We start from the raw sequence: 21,704 nt of genomic DNA on the forward strand, positions 1-21,704 counted from the left end.
CCCGCCTTTCGGCCACAGCCAGCGGGTCATCCACCCACCGCACTGCCCTATTTGTCGGAGTTCCCCATGCCAGCAGGTCGTGATACGCGCCGCGAGGCGCCGGAGTTCGTGACATCCAGCCGCCTGCGCAAGCGTTGGGCAGGACTGGCGTGCGGCGCGGCGCTGCTGCTGGGTGCGGCAATCGCGGCGGCCCAGCCGGTGCGCGCGATCCCGGACGATGCCGCGGCGGCCAGGCTGGTCATCGCCGCGCCGTCAGCCGGCGCGCCCCAGACTGCCACGCTCGACGGCAAGCGCGTGGGTGTGGCGCCGGGCCTGCGCCTGTTCGGCACCGACAACCAGTTGCTGGCCAGCGCCGTGGTGGCGGGCCAGAAGCTGCCGGTGCGGTACAAGCTGGACCTGTACGGCCAGCTGCTGACCGCATGGGTGCTGAGCGAGGCCGAACAGCAGGCGCTGAAGAAATAACCACCCCGAAGTGCGACCGGCGTGCCCCACGCGCCGGCCGTGTTGTTGCAACACCCTGATGCCCCCAGGTCAACCACTGAGATCGGCATATGAAGAAAGTTTTCGTCAAGACGTACGGCTGCCAGATGAACGAGTACGACTCGGACAAGATGGTCGACGTCCTCAACGCCAGCCAGGGGCTGGAGCCTACCGACAACGTCGAAGACGCCGACGTGATCCTGTTCAACACCTGCTCGGTGCGCGAGAAGGCGCAGGAGAAGGTGTTCTCGGAGCTGGGCCGGATGAAGGCGCTCAAGGCCGTCAAGCCCGACCTGGTGATCGGCGTGGGCGGCTGCGTGGCCAGCCAGGAAGGCGCCAGCATCGTCTCGCGCGCGCCCTATGTCGACGTGGTGTTCGGCCCGCAGACGCTGCACCGCCTGCCTGACCTGATTGCGCGCCGCCAGCGCACCGGCCAGTCGCAGGTGGACATCTCCTTCCCCGAGATCGAGAAGTTCGACCACCTGCCGCCCGCGCGCGTCGAGGGCCCCAGCGCGTTCGTGTCGATCATGGAGGGCTGCTCCAAGTACTGCAGCTATTGCGTGGTGCCATACACCCGCGGCGAGGAAGTGTCGCGCCCGTTCGAGGACGTGCTGGCCGAGGTCGCAGGCCTGGCCGACCAGGGCGTGCGCGAAGTCACGCTGCTGGGCCAGAACGTCAACGCCTACCGCGGCAAGATGGGCGATACCGCCGAGATCGCCGACTTCGCGCTGCTGATCGAATACGTGGCCGAGATCCCCGGCATCGAGCGCATCCGCTACACCACCAGCCACCCGAAGGAATTCACCTCGCGCCTGGTCGAGCTGTACGGCCGCTGCGACAAGCTGGTCAACCACCTGCACCTGCCCGTGCAGCATGCGTCCGACCGCATCCTGATGGCGATGAAGCGCGGCTACAGCGTGCTGGAGTACAAGAGCATCATCCGCAAGCTGCGCGTGCTGCGCCCGGACATGTCGATGTCGTCGGACTTTATCGTCGGCTTCCCCGGCGAGACCGATGCCGACTTCGACAAGCTGATGGCGATGATCGAGGAGATCGGCTACGACACCTCGTTCTCGTTCATCTTCAGCCCGCGCCCGGGCACGCCCGCGGCCAACCTGCACGACGACACCCCGCGCGAGGTCAAGCTGCAGCGCCTGCAGCGGCTGCAGGCCACCATCGAGGAAAACGTGCAGCGCATCAGCCGGAACATGGTCGGCACGGTGCAGCGCATCCTGGTCGAAGGCCCGGCGCGCAAGGACCCGACCGAGCTGCATGGCCGCACCGAGAACAATCGCGTGGTCAACTTCGCCCTGCCGGGGGTACCGCAGGCGGGCCGCGACCGGCTGGTCGGCCAGCTGGTCGATGTCAGCATCACGCAGGCATTCCCGCACTCGCTGCGCGGCGAGATCGTGGTGCGGCAGTAACGCTCCGACCCATCCACCCAGCAGCTTCCAGCGAGGCCATCGCCCACCGATGAAAGTCCCTTCCGCAGAATTTGTCGCCCCGCGGGACGACAACACCCGGCTGCAGAACCTGTGCGGCCCGCTCGACGAGAACCTGCGCCAGATCGAGCAGGCGCTGGACGTGACCATCCAGCGCCGCGGCCATCGCATGACCATCCGCGGCGGCCACGCGCAGGATGCCGCGCTGGCGCTCGAGCGCTTCTATAACCAGGCGCGCACGCCGCTGTCGATCGACGACGTGCAGCTGGGCCTGGTCGAGACGCGCCAGCTCAGCGCGCATGGCAGTTACCTGCCCGGCAACGGCAACGGCGATGACGACGAGGCCGAGCGCGAGGAAGGCGACGAATCGCCGGTGCTGCACACGCGCCGCACCGGCCTGCAGGGCCGCACCGTGGCGCAGCGCGACTACCTGCGCAATATCCTGTCGCACGACCTGACGCTGGGTGTCGGGCCGGCCGGCACCGGCAAGACCTACCTGGCGGTGGCGTGCGCGGTCGATGCGCTCGAGCGCGACGCGGTCAAGCGCATCGTGCTGACGCGCCCGGCGGTGGAAGCCGGCGAGCGCCTGGGCTTCCTGCCCGGCGACCTGGCGCAGAAGGTCGACCCCTACCTGCGCCCGCTGTACGACGCGCTGTACGACCTGCTCGGCTTCGACCGCACGCAGAAGATGTTCGAGCGCCAGATGATCGAGATCGCGCCGCTCGCCTACATGCGCGGGCGCACGCTGAACCACGCCTTCATCATCCTGGACGAGGCGCAGAACACCACGCCCGAGCAGATGAAGATGTTCCTGACCCGGATCGGCTTCGGCTCCAAGGCGGTGATCACCGGCGACACCACGCAGATCGACTTGCCCAAGGGGCAGAAGAGCGGCCTGGTGGAAGCGCAGCACGTGCTGCGCGACGTGCGCGGCATCGCCTGCACCCGCTTTACCAGCATCGACGTGGTGCGCCATCCGCTGGTGGCCCGCATCGTCGATGCCTATGACGAATACCACGCCCAGCACAAGGACGCGTAATTGAAATCCCCGAAATCCAAGTCTTCCGGCGTCAGCCTGACGCTGTTCGATAACGAAGGCCGCGCGCGCAAGAGCGCCGCGCATGCGCTGCGCGTGCAGCTGCCCGACGGCCGCAGCCTGACGCTGGACCTGTCGCAGGCCGCCGATGGCGTGGTCGCGCTGCTGGCCGAGCACACCGATACCAACCAGCAGGCCGGCCTGCTGGTGCGCCCGGACAACCATGACGCGCTGTCGGTGGCGGTGACCGCCGCGCCGCTGACCACCACCACCGGCACCCCCGCCACGCCGCCGGCGCTGGAGCTGGAAGTCCAGCACGGCGACGGCATCGCCAAGGGCAACGGACTGCCGGCGCGGCGCAAGCTCGAGACCTGGGTCAAGTCGGCGCTGTACGCCGACGCCGCGCTGACCATCCGCTTCGTGGGCGAGGAAGAAGGCCGCACGCTGAACCGCACCTATCGCGGCAAGGACTACGCCACCAATGTCCTGACCTTCGCCTATGCCGAGCGCGAAGAGGATCCGGTCACCGGCGACATCGTGCTGTGCTGCCCGGTGGTCGAAGCCGAGGCGCGCGAGCAGCGCAAGCCGCTCGAGGCCCATTACGCCCATCTGGTCGTGCATGGCGTGCTGCATGCGCAAGGCTACGAGCACGAGGACGACGCCGAGGCCGAAGAAATGGAAGCGATCGAGACCGAGACGCTGCAGGCGCTCGGCTATGCCGATCCTTACCGGGCGGAGAAGGCCGACCGGGCCGCGTGACGCGGCTGCCGCAGGCAGCGCCGGCGAGCGTCTCCTGCGGCACATCTGAAGTACGGCCGCGGCCCGCCGTCACGGGCCCGACAGGCTTTTAGTGTATCCTTCAGACGATCTCCACCACGCGCTCGCCGCGAAATGAACGACCCCTATCCCAGTTCGAAGCCCGCTTACCTGAAGCAGGCCGATCGGCCAAGATCGCTGCTCGAACGCCTGTCAGACCTGATCTCCCCCGAGCCGGACACCCGCGCGGAATTGCTTGAAGTGCTCCAGGAAGCGCATGAGCGCAGCCTGATCGATGCCGATTCCCTGTCGATGATCGAGGGCGTGTTCCAGGTTTCCGAACTGACCGCCGCCGACATCATGGTGCCGCGCGCGCAGATGGATCTGGTCAATATCGCCGACGCGCCGGAGACTTTCATCCCCTTCATGCAGCAGACCGCGCACTCGCGCTTCCCGGTCTACGAAGGCAGCCGCGACAACATCATCGGCATCCTGCTGGCCAAGGACCTGCTGCGCTACTACACCGATCCCGCCTTCGACCTGCGCGAGACCCTGCGCCCGGCGGTGTTCATTCCCGAATCCAAGCGCCTGAACATCCTGCTGCGCGAGTTCCGCATCAACCGCAACCACATCGCCATGGTGGTCGACGAATACGGCGGCGTGGCCGGGCTGGTGACGATCGAGGACGTGCTGGAACAGATCGTGGGTGATATCGAGGACGAATTCGACCTGGACGAAGACCAGGACAATATCCTGCCGATGCCCGACGGCAGCTGGCGCGTGCACGGCCTGACCGAGATCGCGCAGTTCAACGAGGCCTTCGGCACGGGCTTTTCGGACCACGATGTCGACACCGTCGGCGGGCTGCTGTCCAACCACGTGGGCCACGTGCCCCATCGCGGCGAGGTCATCACGCTGCCGCCGATCCGCTTCGAGGTGCTGCGCGCCGACGCGCGCCAGGTGCACCTGCTGCAGGTGCACCGCGAAGCCAACACCGACAGCGCCAGCGCGGCCAGCGCATGAAGCTGCCCGCCCCGCTCCCCGACGGCGCCGCTGCCGACGCCGGCGCCACCGGCGTGCGCGGCACGCGCGCGCAATCGCGCGCCGCGGTGCTCGCGCGCCTGCTGCTGGCCGGCGTGCTCGGCATCGCCCATACCCAGGCCTTCGCCCCGCATGACTGGTGGTGGCTGCAGATCCTGTCGCTGGCCGGCCTGGCCGCGCTGATCGCCGAGGCGCCGCGCACGCGCGCGGCCGGCGCCATCGGCTATGCCTTCGGCCTGGGCTGGTTCCTGTCCGGCATCTGGTGGCTCTATATCAGCATGCACGTGTACGGCGAGATGCCGTCGTGGATGGCCGCGCTGGCGGTGGTGCTGTTCTCGGGCTTCCTGTCGCTCTACCCTGCGCTGGCCGGCGCGCTCTGGCACCGGCTCACGGCCCGCCTGCCCGCGGGCACGCTGCTGGCGCCGCTGGCGTTCGGCGCGGCGTGGGGCCTGACTGAATGGCTGCGCGGCGTGGTGTTCACCGGCTTCCCGTGGCTGTCGGGCGGCTATGCGCACGCCGACGGCCCGCTGGCGGGCTTCGCGCCGGTGCTGGGCGTGTACGGCATCGGCGCGCTGGCCGCCACCGTGGCGGCGCTGCTGGCCGCCGCCGTGCGCGGACTCGGCCGTGGCGAACGGGGCCGCGCGCTGGGCGCGCTGGCGCTGGCCGGGCTGGTGCCCGCCGCCGGCGCGGCGCTGGTGCCGCTGGCCTGGACCACGCCCGCGGGCAAGCCGCTGACGGTGCGGCTGCTGCAAGGCAACGTGGCGCAGGACATCAAGTTCGAGCCCGCCGGCATCCAGCGCTCGATCGAGCTGTACCGCGACATGATCACCGCGGCGCCGGCCGACCTGGTGGTGACGCCCGAAACCGCGTTCCCGGTGATCCTGCAGGAGCTGCCGGTCGACGTCGCCGTCACCGTGCGCGACTTCGCGCTGGAAAGCGGCACCACGGTGCTGTTCGGCGCCGCCGGAGCCGATTCCCCGGTCGACTTCACCAACAGCGTGTTCGGCCTGGGCCCTGAAACCGAGCGCCTGTACCGCTACAACAAGCACCACCTGGTGCCGTTCGGCGAATTCATCCCGCTCGGCTTCCGCTGGTTCGTCGACATGATGAAGATGCCGCTGGGCGACTTCCGCAGGGGTGGCCTGGACCAGCCCTCGCTGCCGGTGCGGGGCGTGCGCGTGGCGCCGAACATCTGCTACGAGGATTTGTTTGGCGAAGAGATCGCGCAGACGCTGCGCCAGCAGCCGGCGCCGGCCAACCTGCTGGCCAACCTGACCAACCTGGCGTGGTTCGGCGACACCATCGCACTGGACCAGCACCTGCAGATCTCGCGCATGCGGGCGCTGGAAACGCGCCGCCCGATGCTGCGCTCGACCAATACCGGCATGACCGCGGTGGTGCGCCCGGACGGCTCGGTGCAGCAACGCCTGCCGACCTTCACCGTCGGCACGCTGACGGCCGAGGTGCAGGGCATGCAGGGGCTGACACCCTATATCCGCTGGGGCAACGCGCCGGTGCTGGCGCTGATTGCGCTGGTGCTGGGCATGGCGGCCTGGCGCGCGCGCCGGACGCGCACCACCGGCTGAAGGCGCAAGGCTGGGCGCCGGGCGCGGCGGATCACCGCTGCGGGCCCGGTACCGGTGGCGCGTCAGGTCCGCGCCGGCAGGTTCAGTTCAGCAGCCCGGTCACCACGGACACGGTGGCCGCGGCGATCATGACCGCGATTGCGACCAGATAAGGTTTGCGAGAAAGAAGTGCCATGATCCGAATGTCCCCATCAATAATCAGTTCCTGACATACGGCTGCCGCGGCAAGACCGGGCAGCCGCCGTGCCTGCATACCGGCACGGACTGTCAATCGCAACGCTCTGAAACGGGTTGCTTACTCATACTGTATACAAAAACGTTATCGGCAAGCAGCGGCGCGACTTGAAATCCGCGTCAGTATTTTCCCGATGCGTTGTGCGCGGCCGACATTGGCGCACCGCCGCGCGCCGGCCCGGCCATCGGTGCGTGCCCTATGCAGCCCTGCCAAACGGGGCGCCGCGCCAAAAAGCCGATAGAATTCAGGGTTTGGCAAAATCCGTATGCGGCGGCTCCGGCACGCGCTGCGCGGCCTCGGCTTGCCTCCGCTTGCCTCTACCTAGTCTTCCTATGCTGACCTTCCAACAAATGATTCTGACCCTGCAGGCCTACTGGGACCGGCAGGGCTGCGCGCTGTTGCAACCCATCGATCTGGAGGTCGGCGCCGGCACTTCCCACGTACATACCTTCCTGCGCGCGATCGGCCCCGAGCCGTGGCGTGCCGCCTACGTGCAGCCGTCGCGGCGCCCCAAGGACGGCCGCTACGGCGAGAACCCGAACCGGCTGCAGCACTACTACCAATACCAGGTGGTGCTCAAGCCCGCGCCGGAGAACATCCTGGAGCTGTACCTGGGCTCGCTCGAGGCGCTCGGCCTGGACCTGAAGCAGAACGACATCCGCTTCGTCGAGGACGACTGGGAAAACCCGACGCTGGGCGCCTGGGGCCTGGGCTGGGAAGTCTGGCTCAACGGCATGGAGGTGACCCAGTTCACCTACTTCCAGCAGGTGGGCGGGATCGACTGCAAGCCCATCACCGGCGAAATCACCTACGGCATCGAACGCCTGGCGATGTACCTGCAGAAGGTCGAGAACGTCTATGACCTGATCTGGACCGAGTGGGTCGAGAACGGCGAGACCCGCCGCCTGACCTACGGCGACGTCTACCACCAGAACGAGGTGGAGCAATCCACCTACAACTTCGAGCACAGCAACACCGAAATCCTGTTCCGTCATTTCGCCGAGCACGAGGGCGAGGCCAAGCGGCTGATGGGCAATGGCGACGGCGCCGACGCCGCTCAGGAATCCGGCGCGCGCCTGGCGCTGCCCGCCTACGAACAGGTGCTCAAGGCCGCGCACACCTTCAACCTGCTCGATGCGCGCGGCGCGATCTCGGTCACCGAGCGCGCGGCGTATATCGGCCGCATCCGCAACCTGTCGCGCCAGGTGGCGCAGGCCTACTACGACTCGCGCGAGGCCCTCGGCTTCCCGATGTGCGGCCAGCGCGATGGAGCGCGGGCATGAGGCTGCTGGCGCGCAGCGCGCTGGGCTGCGCCCTGGCCCTCGCCACGCTGGCCGCGGCGGGCAATGCCGCCGGCGCGCGTGCGCAGGCCGCTCCCAGCGCGCAGGTGCTGATACTGCCGGCCGAACTGAGCAATGTGTGCGAGGCCGACGCGCAGGCGCTGCAGCTGGCGATGGCGCGCCAGTGGCGGCCGTCGCTGAACGCGCTGGACCAGTGGACGCAGCTGGTGCGCTCGTTCTCGTGCGACCTGTCCGGCCAGCGCGACCTGGGCTGGCATCGGGTGCCGCTGCGCGCCTATGAAAGCGCGATCCGCTACCCGCTGACCTGGGTCGAAACCGAGACCCACAACGGCCGCACCCGGCGCAAGGTCAAGACCTACTACTCGGCCTCGCAGCTGCCGCCAAAGATCGATTTCTGGGTGGGCGGGCGCATCGACGAGATCCGCTACGACAAGCGCCTGCGCCGCATCGACGCGCGCTTCCCGGCGGCGGGCAGCCGCGGCGGCACCAATGGCGCCGCCAGCGCCGCCGCAGCAGCAGCAGCCGCGCAATGCGCCTACACCACGCTGCAATTCCGGCAACAGAACGGCCTGTGGCTGCTGTCCGGAGTCGAACCTAATCTTTCGCCGCGCTGCTGAGCCAGGCTGCGCGCGCTACAACCTGTTGGATACGATTCATGTCGCAACCCATGACCGACTCGCTGCTGATCGAACTGTTCACCGAAGAGCTGCCCCCCAAGGCGCTGGCGCGCCTGGGCGACGCCTTCGCGCAGGGCCTGTTCGCCGGCCTGGGCGAGCGCGACCTGCTTGAGCCGGGCGCCACCGTGACGCCGTTCGCCACCCCGCGCCGCCTGGCGGCGCTGGTCAGCGGCGTGCGCCGCAACGCGCCGGACCGCGAGCAGCGCGAGAAGGTCCTGCCGCTGTCGGTGGCGCTGGACGCCAACGGCGAGCCGACCGCCCCGCTGGCCAAGAAGCTGGCCGCGCTGGCCAAGTCAATCGGCGTTGCCGAGATCGACTGGCAGTCGCTGGAGCGCGCCTCCGACGGCAAGGCCGAGGCCTTCTTCTACCGCTATACCGCGCGCGGCGCCGAGCTGGCCGCCGGGCTGCAGGCCACGCTGGAAGACACCGTGGCCAAGCTGCCGATCCCCAAGGTCATGAGCTACCAGCGCCCGGACGGCAGCACGGTGCATTTCGTGCGCCCGGCGCACAGCCTGATCGCGCTGTTCGGCGCCGAGATCCTGCCGGTGACGCTGCTGGGGCTGCAGGCCAGCAACCTGACCCAGGGCCACCGCTTCCTGTCGCATGGCGCGATCGAGATCCGCCATGCCAACGACTATGCGCAGCAGCTCGAGTCCGCCGGCCGCGTGGTGGCGAGCTATGCCGAGCGCCGCGAGCGCATGCGCAGCGCGCTGCTGCAGGAGGCCGGCGCTGACCAGGTCATCATGCCCGAGGCGCTGCTCGATGAGGTCAACTCGCTGGTGGAATGGCCGGTGGTGTACGCCTGCCATTTCGAGGAAGCCTTCCTGGCGGTGCCGCAGGAATGCCTGATCCTGACCATGCAGACCAACCAGAAGTACTTTGCGCTGACCGATGCCGACGGCCACCTGCGCAACCGCTTCCTGATCGTCTCCAACCTGGCCACCGAGACGCCGCAATCGATCATCACCGGCAACGAGCGCGTGGTGCGCCCGCGCCTGGCCGATGCCAAGTTCTTCTTCGACCAGGACCGCAAGAAGACCCTGGCCTCGCGCGTGCCGCAACTGGCCAGCGTGGTCTACCACAACAAGATCGGCACGCAGCTGGATCGGGTGCAGCGCCTGCAGCAGATCGCCGGCCATGTCGCCGATGCGCTCAACGCCGCCGGCGTGGCCACCGACAAGGCCGCGGCGATGCGCGGCGCCGAACTGGCCAAGGCCGACCTGCTGACCGACATGGTGGGCGAGTTCCCCGAGCTGCAAGGCACCATGGGCACCTACTACGCGCGCCACGACGACGAAGCCGAGGACGTGGCGCTGGCCTGCTCCGAGCACTACCGCCCGCGCTTCGCCGGCGATGAGTTGCCGGCAAGCGCGGTCAGCACCGCGGTGGCGCTGGCCGACAAGCTCGAGACCCTGGTCGGGATCTGGGGCATCGGCCTGCAGCCCACCGGCGAGAAGGATCCGTTCGCGCTGCGCCGCCATGCGCTGGGCATCCTGCGCATGCTGATCGAAAAGCCGCTGGCGCTGTCGCTGTCGTCGCTGCTGGCGCTGACGCAGCAGGCCTTCGCCGGCATCGCCGCGGTCAAGCCGGCGCCCGAGGCCATCCTCGACTTCCTGTACGACCGCGTGCGCGGCTACCTGAAGGACAAGGGCTACACCACCAACGAAGTCGAGGCCGTGGTCAGCCTGCGCCCGGACCAGCTGCATGACATCCTGGGCCGCATGGAAGCGGTGCGCACCTTCGCCGCGCTGCCCGAAGCCGAGGCCCTGGCCGCCGCCAACAAGCGCATCACCAACATCCTGCGCAAGAACACCGAGCCGGTCGGCGCGGTGAACGCGGGGCTGTTCCAGGAAGGCGCCGAAGGCGCGCTGCACGCCGCCATCGAGCGCGTGCGCCCGGCCGTCGAGGCCGCCTTCGCCAGCGGCGACTTCACCGCCGCGCTGCGCGACCTGGCCCAGCTGCGCGACGCCGTCGACCAGTTCTTCAACGACGTGATGGTGATGGCCGAGGACACGCAGTTGCGCGCCAACCGGCTGGCGCTGCTGGCCTCGCTGCATGCGCTGGCCAACCGCGTCGCCGACATCTCCAAGCTGGCCGCCTGAGCGGTTGCCTTAGCCACGCCCCCAGCAACCGCCGGAGCCGCACATGCCGCAGACACCGCCCAAGTTTGTCATCCTGGACCGCGACGGGGTGGTCAACCTCGACAGCGACCAGTTCATCAAGACCCCCGATGAATGGGTGCCGATCGACGGCAGCCTGGAAGCCATCGCCGCGCTCAACCAGGCGGGCTACCGCGTGGTCATCGCCAGCAACCAGTCCGGCATCGGCCGCGGGCTGTTCGAGATGAGCGCGCTCAACGCCATGCACGAGAAGATGCACACGGCGCTGGCACGGCTGGGCGGACGCGTCGAGGCGGTGTTCTTCTGCCCGCATACCGCCGCGGACGGCTGCGAATGCCGCAAGCCCCGCTCGGGCATGCTGGAACAGATCAGCGAGCGCTTCGGCATCGAGCTGCGCGGCGTGCCGATCGTCGGCGATTCGCTGCGCGACCTCGAAGCCGGCGTGGCGGTCGGCTGCGCGCCGCACCTGGTGCGCAGCGGCAAGGGCCTGAAGACGCTCGACAAGGGCGGGCTGCCGCCCGGCACGCAGGTGCACGACGACCTGCGCGCCTTTGCCCGCTGGCTGACCGGCAACGACGGCGGCCTGCCGGCCCAGAGTGGCCCGAGTGGCCCGAGCGGCCCCAGTGGCCAGGGCGGGCATGCCGCCGCCGGCTGACCGAGCCTGCGGCCCACGCGTCCGCACCCATTCCCTTTTTTGCCCCCGCATGACGTTCCTTCGTTCCCTGTTGTTCGCGCTGTACCTGCTGGTGCTGACGCCGCCCTACGCCTGCGCCTGCTTCCTGGTGTTCCCGTTCATGAATGCCGACCAGCGCTTCCGCTTCGTGCGCGGCTGGCCGCGGCTGGTGATCGGCGCCGCCCGCGTCATCTGCGGCATCCAGTACCGCATCCAAGGCCATGAGCACATGGACGGCATGCTCGACAAGCCGGTGGTGCTGCTGTCCAAGCACCAGTCGGCCTGGGAAACCGTGGCCTACGTCGCGCTGATGCCCAAGCCGCTGTGCTTCGTGTTCAAGCGCGAGCTGCTGCTGGTGCCGTTCTTCGGCTGGGCGCTGGGCATGCTGAAGATGGTCCATATCAACCGCAAGGAAGGCACGCGCGCGTTTGCCTCGGCGGCCCGCCAGGGCCGCGAGCGGCTGGCCGAAGGCGCGTGGATCATCATGTTCCCGGAAGGCACGCGCACCCCTTCGGGCCTGGTAAAGACGCGCTACAAGAGCGGCGGCGCGCGCCTGGCGGTGGAAACCGGTGCCTGGGTGCTGCCGATGGCGGTCAACTCGGGCCGGGTCTGGCCGCGCAATTCGTTCATGAAGTATCCGGGCATGGTGACGATCTCGGTCGGCCCGCCGATCGCATCGGCCAACAAGACCGCCGACCAGCTCAACCAGGAAGTGGCCGACTGGATCGAACGCGACATGCGCCGCATCGACCCGGAAAGCTACCAGGCTGCGCAGCGCAGCGAGTCGACCGCATGAAGCTGCTGCGCCCCGCCGCGGACGCCGACGGCGCGCAGCTGGAGCTGCCGCTGGCGGAACCCGCCCACGCGCCGCAGCCGGCGGCGCCGCTGGCACCGGAGCCGCCGCAACCGCAGCAAGCACCGGCGTGGCCGGTGCCGCAGCCCAATGCGCGCCTGCTGCAGATCGGTGAGCGGCCGCTGCACTACACCCTCAAGCGCTCCGCGCGCCGCACCATCGGCTTCACCATCGACGACCGCGGCTTGTCGATCACGGCGCCGCGCTGGGTCACGCTGGCCGATATCGAGGCGGCCATCCTGGAAAAACAGCGCTGGATCTTCAACAAGCTGGGCGAGTGGCGCCACCGCGAAGCGCGCCGCGTGCTGCCGACGGTCCAATGGCGCGAAGGCGCCGCCCTGCCCTTCCTCGGCCAGCCGCTGACGCTGGCGCTGGAGTCGCCGATCGGCGCGCTGCTGTTCGATGCCGAGCGCCGCGTGCTGCACCTGGCGCTGCCGGCCCATGCCGACGAGCAGCAGATCAAGGACCGCGTGCAGGGCTGGCTGCAGCAGCAGGCACGCCGCCTGCTGGCCGAGCGGCTGGACCTCTATGCCGCCAGGCTGGGCGTGCGCCACACCGGCTTCGCCCTGACCTCGGCCGCGACGCGCTGGGGCAGCTGCACCGCCGACGGCAAGATCCGGCTGAACTGGCGCCTGATGCATTTCCCGCTGTCGATGATCGACTATGTCGCCGCGCACGAACTCGCGCACCTGAAGGAAATGAACCACGGCCCGCGCTTCTGGGAAACCGTCGAGTCGATCTTTCCCGAGTTCCGCGACGCCCGCGCGCAATTGCGCGCGCACCCGCCCGAGCTGCTGCCGACGTTCTGAGGGCCGCTACCGCTACCGGGGCTGGGCCCGGTGGGTTTCGGCCAAAGGCACTAAAATGGCGCCTTCCTATACCGATAACAGTTGAAGGCCCTCCCATGCGACTCCTCCACACCATGCTGCGCGTCGGCGACATGCAACGCTCCATCGATTTCTACACCCGCGTGCTCGGCATGCAGCTGCTGCGCCAGAGCGACAACCCCGAGTACAAGTACCGCCTCGCCTTCGTCGGCTACGGCCCCGAGAGCGAAACCGCGGTGCTGGAGCTGACCTACAACTACGGCGTCGACAGCTACGACCTCGGCACCGCCTACGGCCACATCGCGCTGGAGACCGACGATGCCGCGGCGGCCTGCGAGCGCATCCGCGCCGCGGGCGGCAAGGTCACGCGCGAAGCCGGCCCGGTCAAGGGCGGCACCACCGTGATCGCCTTCGTCGAAGACCCGGACGGCTACAAGATCGAGCTGATCGAGCGCCATTCCACCCGCGACGCCAGCCGTCCCTGAAGGCCTGCGCCGTGAGCACGCAGAGTATCGCGCGCCAGCCGCTCGACGCCACCGCCATCGGCCTGATGGTGGTGCTGTGCGCCGCCTGGGGACTGCAGCAGGTGGTGATCAAGGTGACCGCGCCGCTGATGGGCGCGGTGCTGCAGGCCGGGGTGCGCTCGGCGGTGGCGGCGCTGCTGGTGTTCGGCTTCGCGGCGTGGCGCCGCACCCCGCTGTGGCGGCGCGACGGCACGCTCAACGCCGGCCTGCTGGCGGGGCTGCTGTTCGGGGCGGAGTTCTTCTGCATCTTTGTCGGCCTCGGGCACACCACGGCCTCGCGCATGGCGGTGTTCCTGTACACCGCGCCGATCTTCACCGCGCTGGGACTGCATTTGGTGGTGCCCGGCGAACGGCTGCATCCGGGCCAGTGGCTGGGCGTGGCGCTGGCGTTCGCGGGCATGGCACTGGCCTTTGCCGATGGCATCGCCGCGCCGTCGGCGCAGGGCAGCACGCTGCTGGGCGATGCGCTCGGCATCCTGGCCGGCGCGCTGTGGGCGGCCACCACCGTGGTGGTGCGCGCCAGCCCGCTGGCCGGCGCACCGGCCAGCAAGACCCTGCTGTACCAGCTGGCGGTGTCCGCGGTGATGCTGCTGGGCATGGCGCTCGCCGGCGGCCAGACCGCCACCGTGCAGATCGACGGCGTGGTGCTGGCGAGCCTGTTCTACCAGTCGGTGCTGATCGCCTTTGCCAGCTACCTCGCCTGGTTCTGGCTGCTGCAGCGCTACCTGGCGTCGCGGCTGTCGGTGTTTTCCTTCCTGACGCCGCTGTTCGGGGTCGCCTTCGGCGTGGTGCTGATGCACGACACCGTGGGCCCGCGCTTCGCGGTGGCGGCGGTGCTGGTGCTGGCGGGGATCGTGCTGGTGAACCGGCGGGGGTGAGAGATTGGAGCTCCCCTCTCCCGCCTGCGGGAGAGGGAGCAAACCCTCAGCGCGCTCAGCGGCGCGCCTCGAACGAGAACATGCCCAGCGCGTCGCGCACTTCCTCCAGCGTCTGCTGGGTCAGTTCGCGCGCCTTCGCGGTGCCCTGGCGCAGGATGTCGAAGACATAGTCCGGATCCTTGGCCAGCGCTTCGCGGCGCTCGCGGATCGGGGCCAGCATGTCCTGCAGCACGCCCTCGATGCGGCGCTTGAGCACCATGTCGCCAAGACCGCCGCGCTGGTAGTGTTCCTTCAGGGCCTGGACCTCCTCGGTGTTCGGATCGAACGCATCGAGGTAGGTAAACACCACGTTGCCCTCGACCTGGCCAGGATCCGACACCTTCAGGTGGTTCGGGTCGGTGTACATGCTGTGCACCGCGGCCTTGATCTGCTCGGGCGCGGCCCCCAGCGCGATCGCGTTGCCCATCGACTTGCTCATCTTGGCCTTGCCGTCGACGCCGGGCAGGCGGCCGAACTGCGGGATCATCGCCTTGCACTCGGGCAGCACGTCGCGGCCGACCTGGTGGTTGATGCGGCGCACGATTTCGTTGGTCTGCTCGATCAGCGGCGCCTGGTCCTCGCCCACCGGCACCACCTCGGCCTTGAAGGCGGTGATGTCGGCGGCCTGCGAGGCCGGATAGCACAGGAAGCCGGCCGGGATGTCGCGGCCAAAGCCGCGTGCCTGGATCTCTTCCTTGATGGTCGGGTTGCGCTCCAGCCGCGCCACCGTGACGAAGTTCAGGTACATCAGCGTCAGCTCGGCCAGCGCGGGCAGGTGCGACTGCACCGTGATGGTGGTCTTGGCCGGATCGATGCCCACCGCCAGGTAGTCCAGCGCCACCTCCAGCACGTTGCGGCGCACCTTGTCGGGATCGTGCGCGTTGTCGGTCATGGCCTGGGTGTCGGCCAGCAGCAGGTATTGCTCGTGTGAATCCTGCAGCGCGACGCGGCTCTTGAGCGAGCCGACGAAGTGGCCGAGGTGCAGCGGGCCGGTGGGACGGTCGCCGGTCAGGATCACGGGACGCCGGTTGGTTGGGCTGGTTTGGGCTGTCATGGGACGGTCTTGCACGGAAATAGTCGCGGGAGAATCGGGATGCTTTGGGAATGCGGGAATTCGGCTGCCGCGCTCAGGCGGCCTGACCCGAGGCCTTGTCGCCCAGGCGCCGGGCCAGCTCGACATACTCGCCGACCGGCACTTCCTCGGCGCGCCGGCCCAGGTCGAAACCCATGGCATCGAAATCGACCTGGTCGCGCAGGAACGAGAGCGTGTTGCGCAGCACCTTGCGCCGCTGCGAGAACGCCGCCGTGACCACGTCGCCGAGCACGGTGATGTCGCAATCGGCATGCGGTGAACGCAGCCGGCCATCGCCGTGGCGCGGCCACGGGATCATGCGGACCACGGCGGAGTCGACCTTGGGCGGCGGATTGAAGGCGCCCGGCGGCACGTCCAGCACGTGCTCCATGTAGTAGCGCACCTGCAGCATGATCGACAGCCGGCCGAAGGCCTTGCTGCCGGGCTCGGCGACCATGCGCTCGACCACCTCCTTCTGCAGCATGAAGTGCTGATCGTGCACGTGGTCGGCAAACTCCATCAGGTGGAACAGCAGCGGGCTTGAAATGTTGTACGGCAGGTTGCCGACGATGCGCAGCGGTCGGCCGGGCACGGCCAGCTTGTCGAAGTCGAAGTCGAGCGCGTCGCCGGCGTGGACCTGCAGGCGCTCGCCATAGCGGCGGCGCAGCCGCTCGACCAGGTCGCGGTCCAGTTCGACCACCTGCATCTGCGCGATCCGCTCGAGCAGCGGGTCGGTCAGCGCGCCCAGGCCCGGCCCGATCTCGACCAGCACGTCGCCGGCCTGCGGGCTGATGGCATTGACGATGCCGTGGATGATGGTGTCGTCGACCAGGAAGTTCTGCCCGAATCGTTTGCGGGCCACATGGCCCTGGTGCACGTTAGAACGCATGATGTATTAGTCCGGCGTCAGCATGGCGGCTGCGTGCCGGTAGGGATATGGCCCGGGGCACCGCCGCCGGGCCGTCGGCCGTTGGCGTGGCCAGACATGATAACCGCCGTGCGAATGGCCTCGATCATGCTGCCGTGCTCGGCCTGGCCGGTGCCGGCGAGGTCGAGCGCGGTGCCGTGGTCCACCGACGTGCGGATGAAGGGCAGCCCCAGCGTGATGTTCACGCCGTGGCCGAAGGTGCCGTACTTGAGCGGCGCCAGCCCCTGGTCATGGTACATCGCCAGCACGCAGTCGGCATCGCGCAGGTGGCGCGGCTGGAACAGCGTGTCGGCCGGGAACGGCCCGCGCGCGTCGATGCCGGCATCCTTGGCCTGCGCCAGCGCGGGCGCGATGATGTCGATCTCTTCGCGGCCCATATGGCCGCTTTCGCCGGCGTGCGGGTTCAGGCCCGTGACCAGGATGCGCGGCCGCGCGATGCCGAAGCAGCGGCGCAGGTCGGCATCGATGATCGCCAGCGTCTGCACCAGCAGCGGCACCGACAGCGCATCGGGCACCGCGCGCAGCGGCAGGTGGGTGGTGGCCAGCGCCACGCGCAGCATGGCATCGTCGTGCGCCGGCTGCGGGCCGGCCAGCATCATCACCACGCGCGGCACGCCGGCGCTTTCGGCGAGGTATTCGGTATGGCCGGTGAAGGGCACGCCGGCGTCGTTGATGGTGCTCTTCTGCACCGGCGCCGTGACCATCGCGGCATACCGGGGCGCGGCGCCGCCGCGCGGCCGGCAGCCGTCGATGGCGGCATCGAGCAGCTTCAGCACATAGCGGCCGTTGCGCGCATCGAGCCGTCCGGCCTCGCACGCCACCGCCAGCGCGATGTCCTCGATCACCACGCCGCCGTCGGCAAGGCGCCGCTCCCAGGCATGGGTGACGCCAATTGCCTCGGCCCGTTCGGCCAGCAGGCGGGCATCGCCCAGCACATGGAAGCGGTAGGCTGCGCCGTCATAGCCATGGTTGGCGCCCGCCAGCTGCAGCAGCGCGCCGATGGTGATATCGGGGCCGATGCCGGCGGGTTCTCCGGTGGAAATGGCCAGGGCTAGCGGGTCGGGCATGTCGGTGGGCGCGGGTGGCGGCGCTGATGGGCGGACGGGCACCGGCGCGTCAGCGCTGCCGGTTGACCCGGTACTCCACGTACGCCTGCGAACGCAGCTGGCGCACCCAGTCATCATAGGCGGCGCGCAGCTTCTGCTCGCGGACCTCGGCGCGGGCAAAGTCGCGCTGCTTCTCCGGCGACAGCTCGGTCTCGCGGCGGTTCAGCACCTGGATCAGGTGCACGCCGAACTGCGTGACCACCGGCTCGGAGATCTCGTTCGGGCGCAGCCGGCTCATGGCCTGCTCGAACTCGGGCACCAGTTCGCCCGGCGACACCCAGCCCAGGTCGCCGCCGTTCTGCGCCGAGCCGTCCTGCGAGAAGCGCTTGGCCGCATCGGCAAAGTCGCCGCCATGGGTGATGCGGTCGCGCAGCGTGCCGAGCTGGCGGCGCGCCTCGGCCTCGGGCATGTTGGGGCCGGTGCGGATCAGGATGTGGCGCACCTGGGTCTGCGTGATCTTGCCGGCCGCGGCCGGGCCCGAGGCCGGCGCCGCGCGCTTGGCCACCAGTTTGATCACGTGGAAGCCGGCGGCGCTCTCGACCACCTGCGGCGCCACCGCGCCCGGCTGCAGGTCGACCACGGCATTGGCGAACAGCGCCGGCAGGCGGCCGATTTCGCGGAAGCCCATGGCACCGCCCTGGGCCGCTTCGGGCCCTTCGGAGCTGGCCTGCGCCAGCTGCGCGAAGTCGGCGCCCTCCAGGGCCTGCTTGAGCAGCCCGTCGGCCTTGGCGCGCAGCGCCTGCTTCTGGGCGTCCGAGGCATTCTCGGGCACGCGCACGAGGATCTGCGCCATGTTGTATTCAGTCGGGCCGCCGGCCGCGCCCTGGCCGCCGCGCGCCGCCAGGTAGTTGTCGATCTCGCCGTCGTAGACCTGCACCTTGGAGTCGACCTCGCGCTCGCGCAGGCGGATCACCTGCACCTGCTTGCGCAGCTCGTCGCGGTACTTGGTCCAGGTCATGCCGCTGCTCTCGACCCGGCGGCGCAGCTCGGCCGCGTTCATCTGGTTCTGCTGCGCCACCGATTCGATCGCGCGGTCGACTTCCTGGTCGGTGACGCGGATGCCGGCGTCTTGCGCGGCCTGGGTCTGCACGCGCTCCATCACCAGGCGCTCGAGCACCTCGCCCAGCAGGTCGGCGCGCGCGGGCACCGGACGGCCGCCGGCACGCAGCTGGCTTTCGATCTCGTCGGCGCGGTCAAGCAGTTCGCGCCGCGTGATCACGCTGTTGTTGACCACCGCCACCACTTCGTCGATCAGCTGCGAGCGCTTCTGGCCGCCGGCCTGCGGCACGCCCAGCTTGGGCTGGCTGGACGGCGCGGTGACGTCGGACGCCTGCGGCACGAAGATGCCGCTGGCGCGCGGCGTGCCGGGGGCCTTCAGTTGCGCGGCGGCGGGCATCGTCATCGCGGCCAGCACGGCCGGCAACAGCAGCCGGTGCCAGGACGTCAGCAAAAAGGAAAACACGGCGAATTCTTGACGTTTCATCGTAATCCGTCATTCATAGTGATCGAACTGGGTCGTCGGCACCGGCTTGGCCGAGACCGGCTCGTAGCCCGGCACGTTCAGGCGCAGGATGTTCAACGGGTTGGACCCGATCTTGGAAAGGCCACGGAACTCCACCTGCAGGAAGACCCGCCCGGTGTAGCCCTGCGTGGTGTTGCGGAAACGCTGGTAGACCACGCGGCCGACCCAGCAGTCCGCGGCGTACTCGACGCCGGCGAGCGCATCGACCATCTGGCTGGCGGTCAGGTCGAAGGCGAAGCGCGCGATGCCGTAGGCCCGGCGCGTGATCGGCCACTGGCTCGACAGCTCGAACTGGTCGATCGCGGTATTGTCGGTCACCGAGGTCGGCCGGCGGTAGCGGTAGCCGGCGTTGAACACCTTGCGCGACTCGGGGCGGTAGGTAAACGCCACGTTGCCGTAGCTGATCCGGTCCGAATCGGGGTTGTACTGCACCCCCGCATCCAGATAGTAGCCGCGGAACAGCTGGATGGTGGTGGCGGCGAGCAGGTCCGACGAGCCCGACTTGGGATCGGCCAGCGTGCCGTTGAGCTGCACGCGCTGCCCGGTGAAGTCATAGCGCTGGGCAATGGTGCCGCGGAAGCGTTCGATGCCGGTATCGGACTCGATCAGGCGCGTGGTCACGCCGCCGGTCAGCTTGTTGTTGTCGGCGATGCGGTCGTAGCCGGTGAACGGGTTCTCGCTGAAGATCTGCCCGTAGCCGAAGTCGGACTGCACCGTGTCGAACAGCGGGAACTGGCTCTGGTCGCGGAACGGCGTGTAGACGTAGAACAGGCGCGGCTCCAGCGTCTGCACGTAGTTGACCCCGAACAGGCGGCTGATGGTCGGCGCGTCGCGCTCGAAGGTCATGCCCGAATCCAGGCTGACGGTCGGGATCGCGCGCGACAGGTTGTTCTGCGCGGTCGGCGTATTGGTGGCCGCTTCCATCTGGTACTGCGCGGCGCTGAACGACACCTTGGGCGTGACGTACCAGCCCGCGCGCACGATCGGGTAGCTGATGCTGGGCTGGAAATACATGCGCTCGCCCTGCGGCTGCTGGAAGCCGGTGGACGTCAGCGGGATGCGGAAGCGGGTATAGTCGGCTTCCATCTGCACGTCGAAGCCGCCCAGGTCATAGCGGATGTACTTGCCGTTCAGCTGCGGCACGCGCTCGTACGAGGGCTCGCTGGGGCGCAGCGTCTGGAACTTCTGCACCCGCGCCAGCAGGGTGAAGTCCTGCCAGTTGTAGGTGACGCCGCCCTCCTGCGTGTACTGCCGCAGCGTCGATTGCGACACGCTGCGGTTGAAGTCGTCCGGGTAGCGGTCATCGGACACCCGGTTCAGGTTCAGGTACGCGGCCAGTCCCGGCGCCAGCCGCTGGGTATGCTGCAGCGAATAGGCCCAGCGGTTCGAGTTGGTCTTCCTGTCGTCCGGCAGGAACTCGGCGCGCACGCGCCCGGAGTAGGTCTCGCTCAGATAGCGGTATTCGCCGCCGAGCTGCAGCCCGCGCTCGGTCATCAGCCGCGGGTAGATGGTCAGGTCGCGGTTGGGCGCGATATTGACGTAGTACGGCGCGGTGACGTCGAAACCGGACTTCGAGCTGTAGCCCATCAGCGGCGGCAGGAAGCCGCTGCGGCGATCGTCGTTCAGCGGGAAGCTGAACGCGGGCGCGGCGGCGACCGGCACGCCGAAGAAGTTCAGCACGCCGCCGTAGGCCACGCCCACCTGGCGGTCGCTGTCCAGGTCGATCCGGTTGGCGCTGAAATACCAGTCGGCATTGTCGGGCGAGCAGGTGGTGTACGACGCCTGCCGGGCCGTGCTGCGGTTCTGGTCGAGGAAATCGATGCGCTCGGCCTTGCCGGTGCCGCCGGTCTGCTGGAAATAGTAGTCCGGCGACAGCATGTAGCCTTCGTTGGCCTCGACCTTGAGCCGCGCTTCCGGCCCCACCGCCAGCGCGCCGCCGCGCGACATGCGCACATTGCCCTGCGCGAAGGCCTCGTCGGTGTCCTGGTCGTAGGTGAGCTTGTCGCCCTTGATTACGCCGCCGTCGCGGCGCAGTTCGGCGTGGCCTTCGAGTTCGACGCCGCGCTCGCTGTAGCCGGTCATGCGGTCGGCTTCGATGAAGGTGGGGGCGTCGGGATCGGACTCGGCCCTGGCGGCGGGCTCGGCCAGGCGCGGCACCAGTTCGCCGGACTCCACCGGCAGCGGCGGCGCCGGCGGCGCGGCTTCGAACACCGGCTCGACCTGGTCGAGGTCGGGGATCGCCGAGCCGGTCATCTGCCCATGGGCCCCGGCCGACAGGCCGGCCATGGCCAGCACCAGCGGTCGCAGCGCGCCCGCGTGCAGGCTGCCGCCGCGCCGGGCTCGGGCCGGGGCGCGGGGGGAAGCAGGCGAAGGCAAGGCCCTGTTGTTCGGTGATCGTTGTGGTTCGGTCATTCGCACGGGTGGTCAGTCTCGGCACGGGCAGCGGCTCGCCTGCAGGCCGCCAGGCCCCCGCCGGGGCAGGCTGCGGGGCAACGCGGCCCCTGCCGGAGGCCACCGGCGCCCCGGTCTGGTCGGGTATTATACGGGGCAACCCGGGGTGCTCTTGCCGCTTACTTCCGGTTTCATTTCCGGTCATCGAGGGCTCTCA

20 protein-coding genes are annotated in these 21,704 nt (G+C 69.1%); 14 read left to right on the forward strand and 6 right to left on the reverse strand.

Annotation, left to right across the window (positions count from 1 at the left end; translation table 11 throughout):
• Positions 1-66 precede the first annotated feature (66 nt).
• The 6 genes from U9J39_RS09760 to lnt all read left to right on the forward strand — a co-directional run bounded on the left by U9J39_RS09760 (position 67) and on the right by lnt (position 6,341).
• Positions 67-462, forward strand: a complete 396-nt coding sequence (locus tag U9J39_RS09760; protein WP_326346982.1) for a hypothetical protein — start codon at positions 67-69, stop codon at positions 460-462.
• Between the two features lie 89 nt (positions 463-551).
• Entirely contained in the window at positions 552-1,904 is a 1,353-nt protein-coding gene (gene miaB / locus U9J39_RS09765; protein WP_115708233.1) for a tRNA (N6-isopentenyl adenosine(37)-C2)-methylthiotransferase MiaB, read from the forward strand.
• A 49-nt stretch (positions 1,905-1,953) separates the two neighbouring features.
• Positions 1,954-2,961 carry a PhoH family protein gene (locus tag U9J39_RS09770; protein WP_116312166.1) on the forward strand — a complete coding sequence of 336 codons (1,008 nt, stop codon included), beginning with the start codon at positions 1,954-1,956 and terminating at the stop codon, positions 2,959-2,961.
• The gene (ybeY, locus tag U9J39_RS09775) at positions 2,962-3,717 is read left to right on the forward strand and encodes an rRNA maturation RNase YbeY (RefSeq protein ID WP_115679423.1); all 756 of its coding nucleotides are present in this window, start codon (positions 2,962-2,964) and stop codon (positions 3,715-3,717) included.
• Between the two features lie 132 nt (positions 3,718-3,849).
• Positions 3,850-4,737: an HlyC/CorC family transporter gene (locus tag U9J39_RS09780; protein ID WP_115679422.1), complete on the forward strand. Its 888-nt coding sequence runs from the start codon at positions 3,850-3,852 to the stop codon at positions 4,735-4,737.
• On the forward strand, positions 4,734-6,341 hold the full coding sequence (lnt, locus tag U9J39_RS09785) for an apolipoprotein N-acyltransferase (RefSeq protein WP_326346983.1): 1,608 nt from the start codon (positions 4,734-4,736) through the stop codon (positions 6,339-6,341). Before U9J39_RS09780 ends, lnt begins: the two co-directional genes overlap by 4 nt.
• An 82-nt stretch (positions 6,342-6,423) precedes the next feature.
• Here lnt and U9J39_RS09790 read toward each other — a convergent pair whose 3' ends face one another.
• Complete coding sequence (locus U9J39_RS09790) at positions 6,424-6,612, reverse strand: hypothetical protein (protein ID WP_147298393.1); 189 nt, start codon at positions 6,610-6,612, stop codon at positions 6,424-6,426.
• A 296-nt stretch (positions 6,613-6,908) separates the two neighbouring features.
• On the opposite strand from U9J39_RS09790, the gene glyQ reads away from it, so the two are divergent.
• From glyQ to U9J39_RS09830, 8 genes are all read left to right on the forward strand, one after another.
• Complete coding sequence (glyQ, locus tag U9J39_RS09795) at positions 6,909-7,859, forward strand: glycine--tRNA ligase subunit alpha (RefSeq protein ID WP_116312164.1); 951 nt, start codon at positions 6,909-6,911, stop codon at positions 7,857-7,859.
• On the forward strand, positions 7,856-8,494 hold the full coding sequence (locus tag U9J39_RS09800) for a hypothetical protein (RefSeq protein ID WP_115708225.1): 639 nt from the start codon (positions 7,856-7,858) through the stop codon (positions 8,492-8,494). The genes glyQ and U9J39_RS09800 overlap by 4 nt, the downstream gene beginning before the upstream one ends.
• A gap of 38 nt (positions 8,495-8,532) precedes the next feature.
• On the forward strand, positions 8,533-10,656 hold the full coding sequence (gene glyS, locus U9J39_RS09805) for a glycine--tRNA ligase subunit beta (RefSeq protein ID WP_326346984.1): 2,124 nt from the start codon (positions 8,533-8,535) through the stop codon (positions 10,654-10,656).
• A gap of 43 nt (positions 10,657-10,699) precedes the next feature.
• Positions 10,700-11,329 (forward strand): D-glycero-beta-D-manno-heptose 1,7-bisphosphate 7-phosphatase, encoded by a 630-nt coding sequence (gene gmhB / locus U9J39_RS09810; RefSeq protein WP_115708223.1) that lies wholly within the window; start codon positions 10,700-10,702, stop codon positions 11,327-11,329.
• 49 nt (positions 11,330-11,378) lie between these two features.
• Positions 11,379-12,143, forward strand: coding sequence for a lysophospholipid acyltransferase family protein (locus tag U9J39_RS09815; RefSeq protein ID WP_115708222.1), 765 nt, complete (start codon positions 11,379-11,381; stop codon positions 12,141-12,143).
• Complete coding sequence (locus U9J39_RS09820) at positions 12,140-13,009, forward strand: M48 family metallopeptidase (protein ID WP_115708221.1); 870 nt, start codon at positions 12,140-12,142, stop codon at positions 13,007-13,009. Before U9J39_RS09815 ends, U9J39_RS09820 begins: the two co-directional genes overlap by 4 nt.
• A gap of 95 nt (positions 13,010-13,104) precedes the next feature.
• Entirely contained in the window at positions 13,105-13,512 is a 408-nt protein-coding gene (gene gloA, locus U9J39_RS09825) for a lactoylglutathione lyase (RefSeq protein WP_018008824.1), read from the forward strand.
• A 65-nt stretch (positions 13,513-13,577) separates the two neighbouring features.
• Positions 13,578-14,429: a DMT family transporter gene (locus U9J39_RS09830; RefSeq protein WP_172581768.1), complete on the forward strand. Its 852-nt coding sequence runs from the start codon at positions 13,578-13,580 to the stop codon at positions 14,427-14,429.
• Between the two features lie 55 nt (positions 14,430-14,484).
• Here the strand turns inward: U9J39_RS09830 and trpS are convergent, their stop codons facing one another.
• The 5 genes from trpS to U9J39_RS09855 form a co-directional block, all read right to left on the reverse strand.
• Entirely contained in the window at positions 14,485-15,522 is a 1,038-nt protein-coding gene (gene trpS, locus U9J39_RS09835) for a tryptophan--tRNA ligase (RefSeq protein ID WP_116312162.1), read from the reverse strand.
• Between the two features lie 73 nt (positions 15,523-15,595).
• On the reverse strand, positions 15,596-16,429 hold the full coding sequence (gene rsmA / locus U9J39_RS09840) for a 16S rRNA (adenine(1518)-N(6)/adenine(1519)-N(6))-dimethyltransferase RsmA (protein ID WP_115679412.1): 834 nt from the start codon (positions 16,427-16,429) through the stop codon (positions 15,596-15,598).
• 17 nt (positions 16,430-16,446) lie between these two features.
• The gene (pdxA, locus tag U9J39_RS09845; RefSeq protein WP_116312161.1) at positions 16,447-17,535 is read right to left on the reverse strand and encodes a 4-hydroxythreonine-4-phosphate dehydrogenase PdxA; all 1,089 of its coding nucleotides are present in this window, start codon (positions 17,533-17,535) and stop codon (positions 16,447-16,449) included.
• 49 nt (positions 17,536-17,584) lie between these two features.
• Positions 17,585-19,057: a peptidylprolyl isomerase gene (locus U9J39_RS09850; protein ID WP_116312160.1), complete on the reverse strand. Its 1,473-nt coding sequence runs from the start codon at positions 19,055-19,057 to the stop codon at positions 17,585-17,587.
• Between the two features lie 9 nt (positions 19,058-19,066).
• Positions 19,067-21,508 carry an LPS-assembly protein LptD gene (locus U9J39_RS09855; RefSeq protein WP_116312159.1) on the reverse strand — a complete coding sequence of 814 codons (2,442 nt, stop codon included), beginning with the start codon at positions 21,506-21,508 and terminating at the stop codon, positions 19,067-19,069.
• Between the last annotated feature and the right edge of the window lie 196 nt (positions 21,509-21,704).

It is taken from the genome of Cupriavidus sp. SS-3 (assembly GCF_035818815.1).
Lineage (GTDB): Bacteria > Pseudomonadota > Gammaproteobacteria > Burkholderiales > Burkholderiaceae > Cupriavidus > Cupriavidus taiwanensis_C.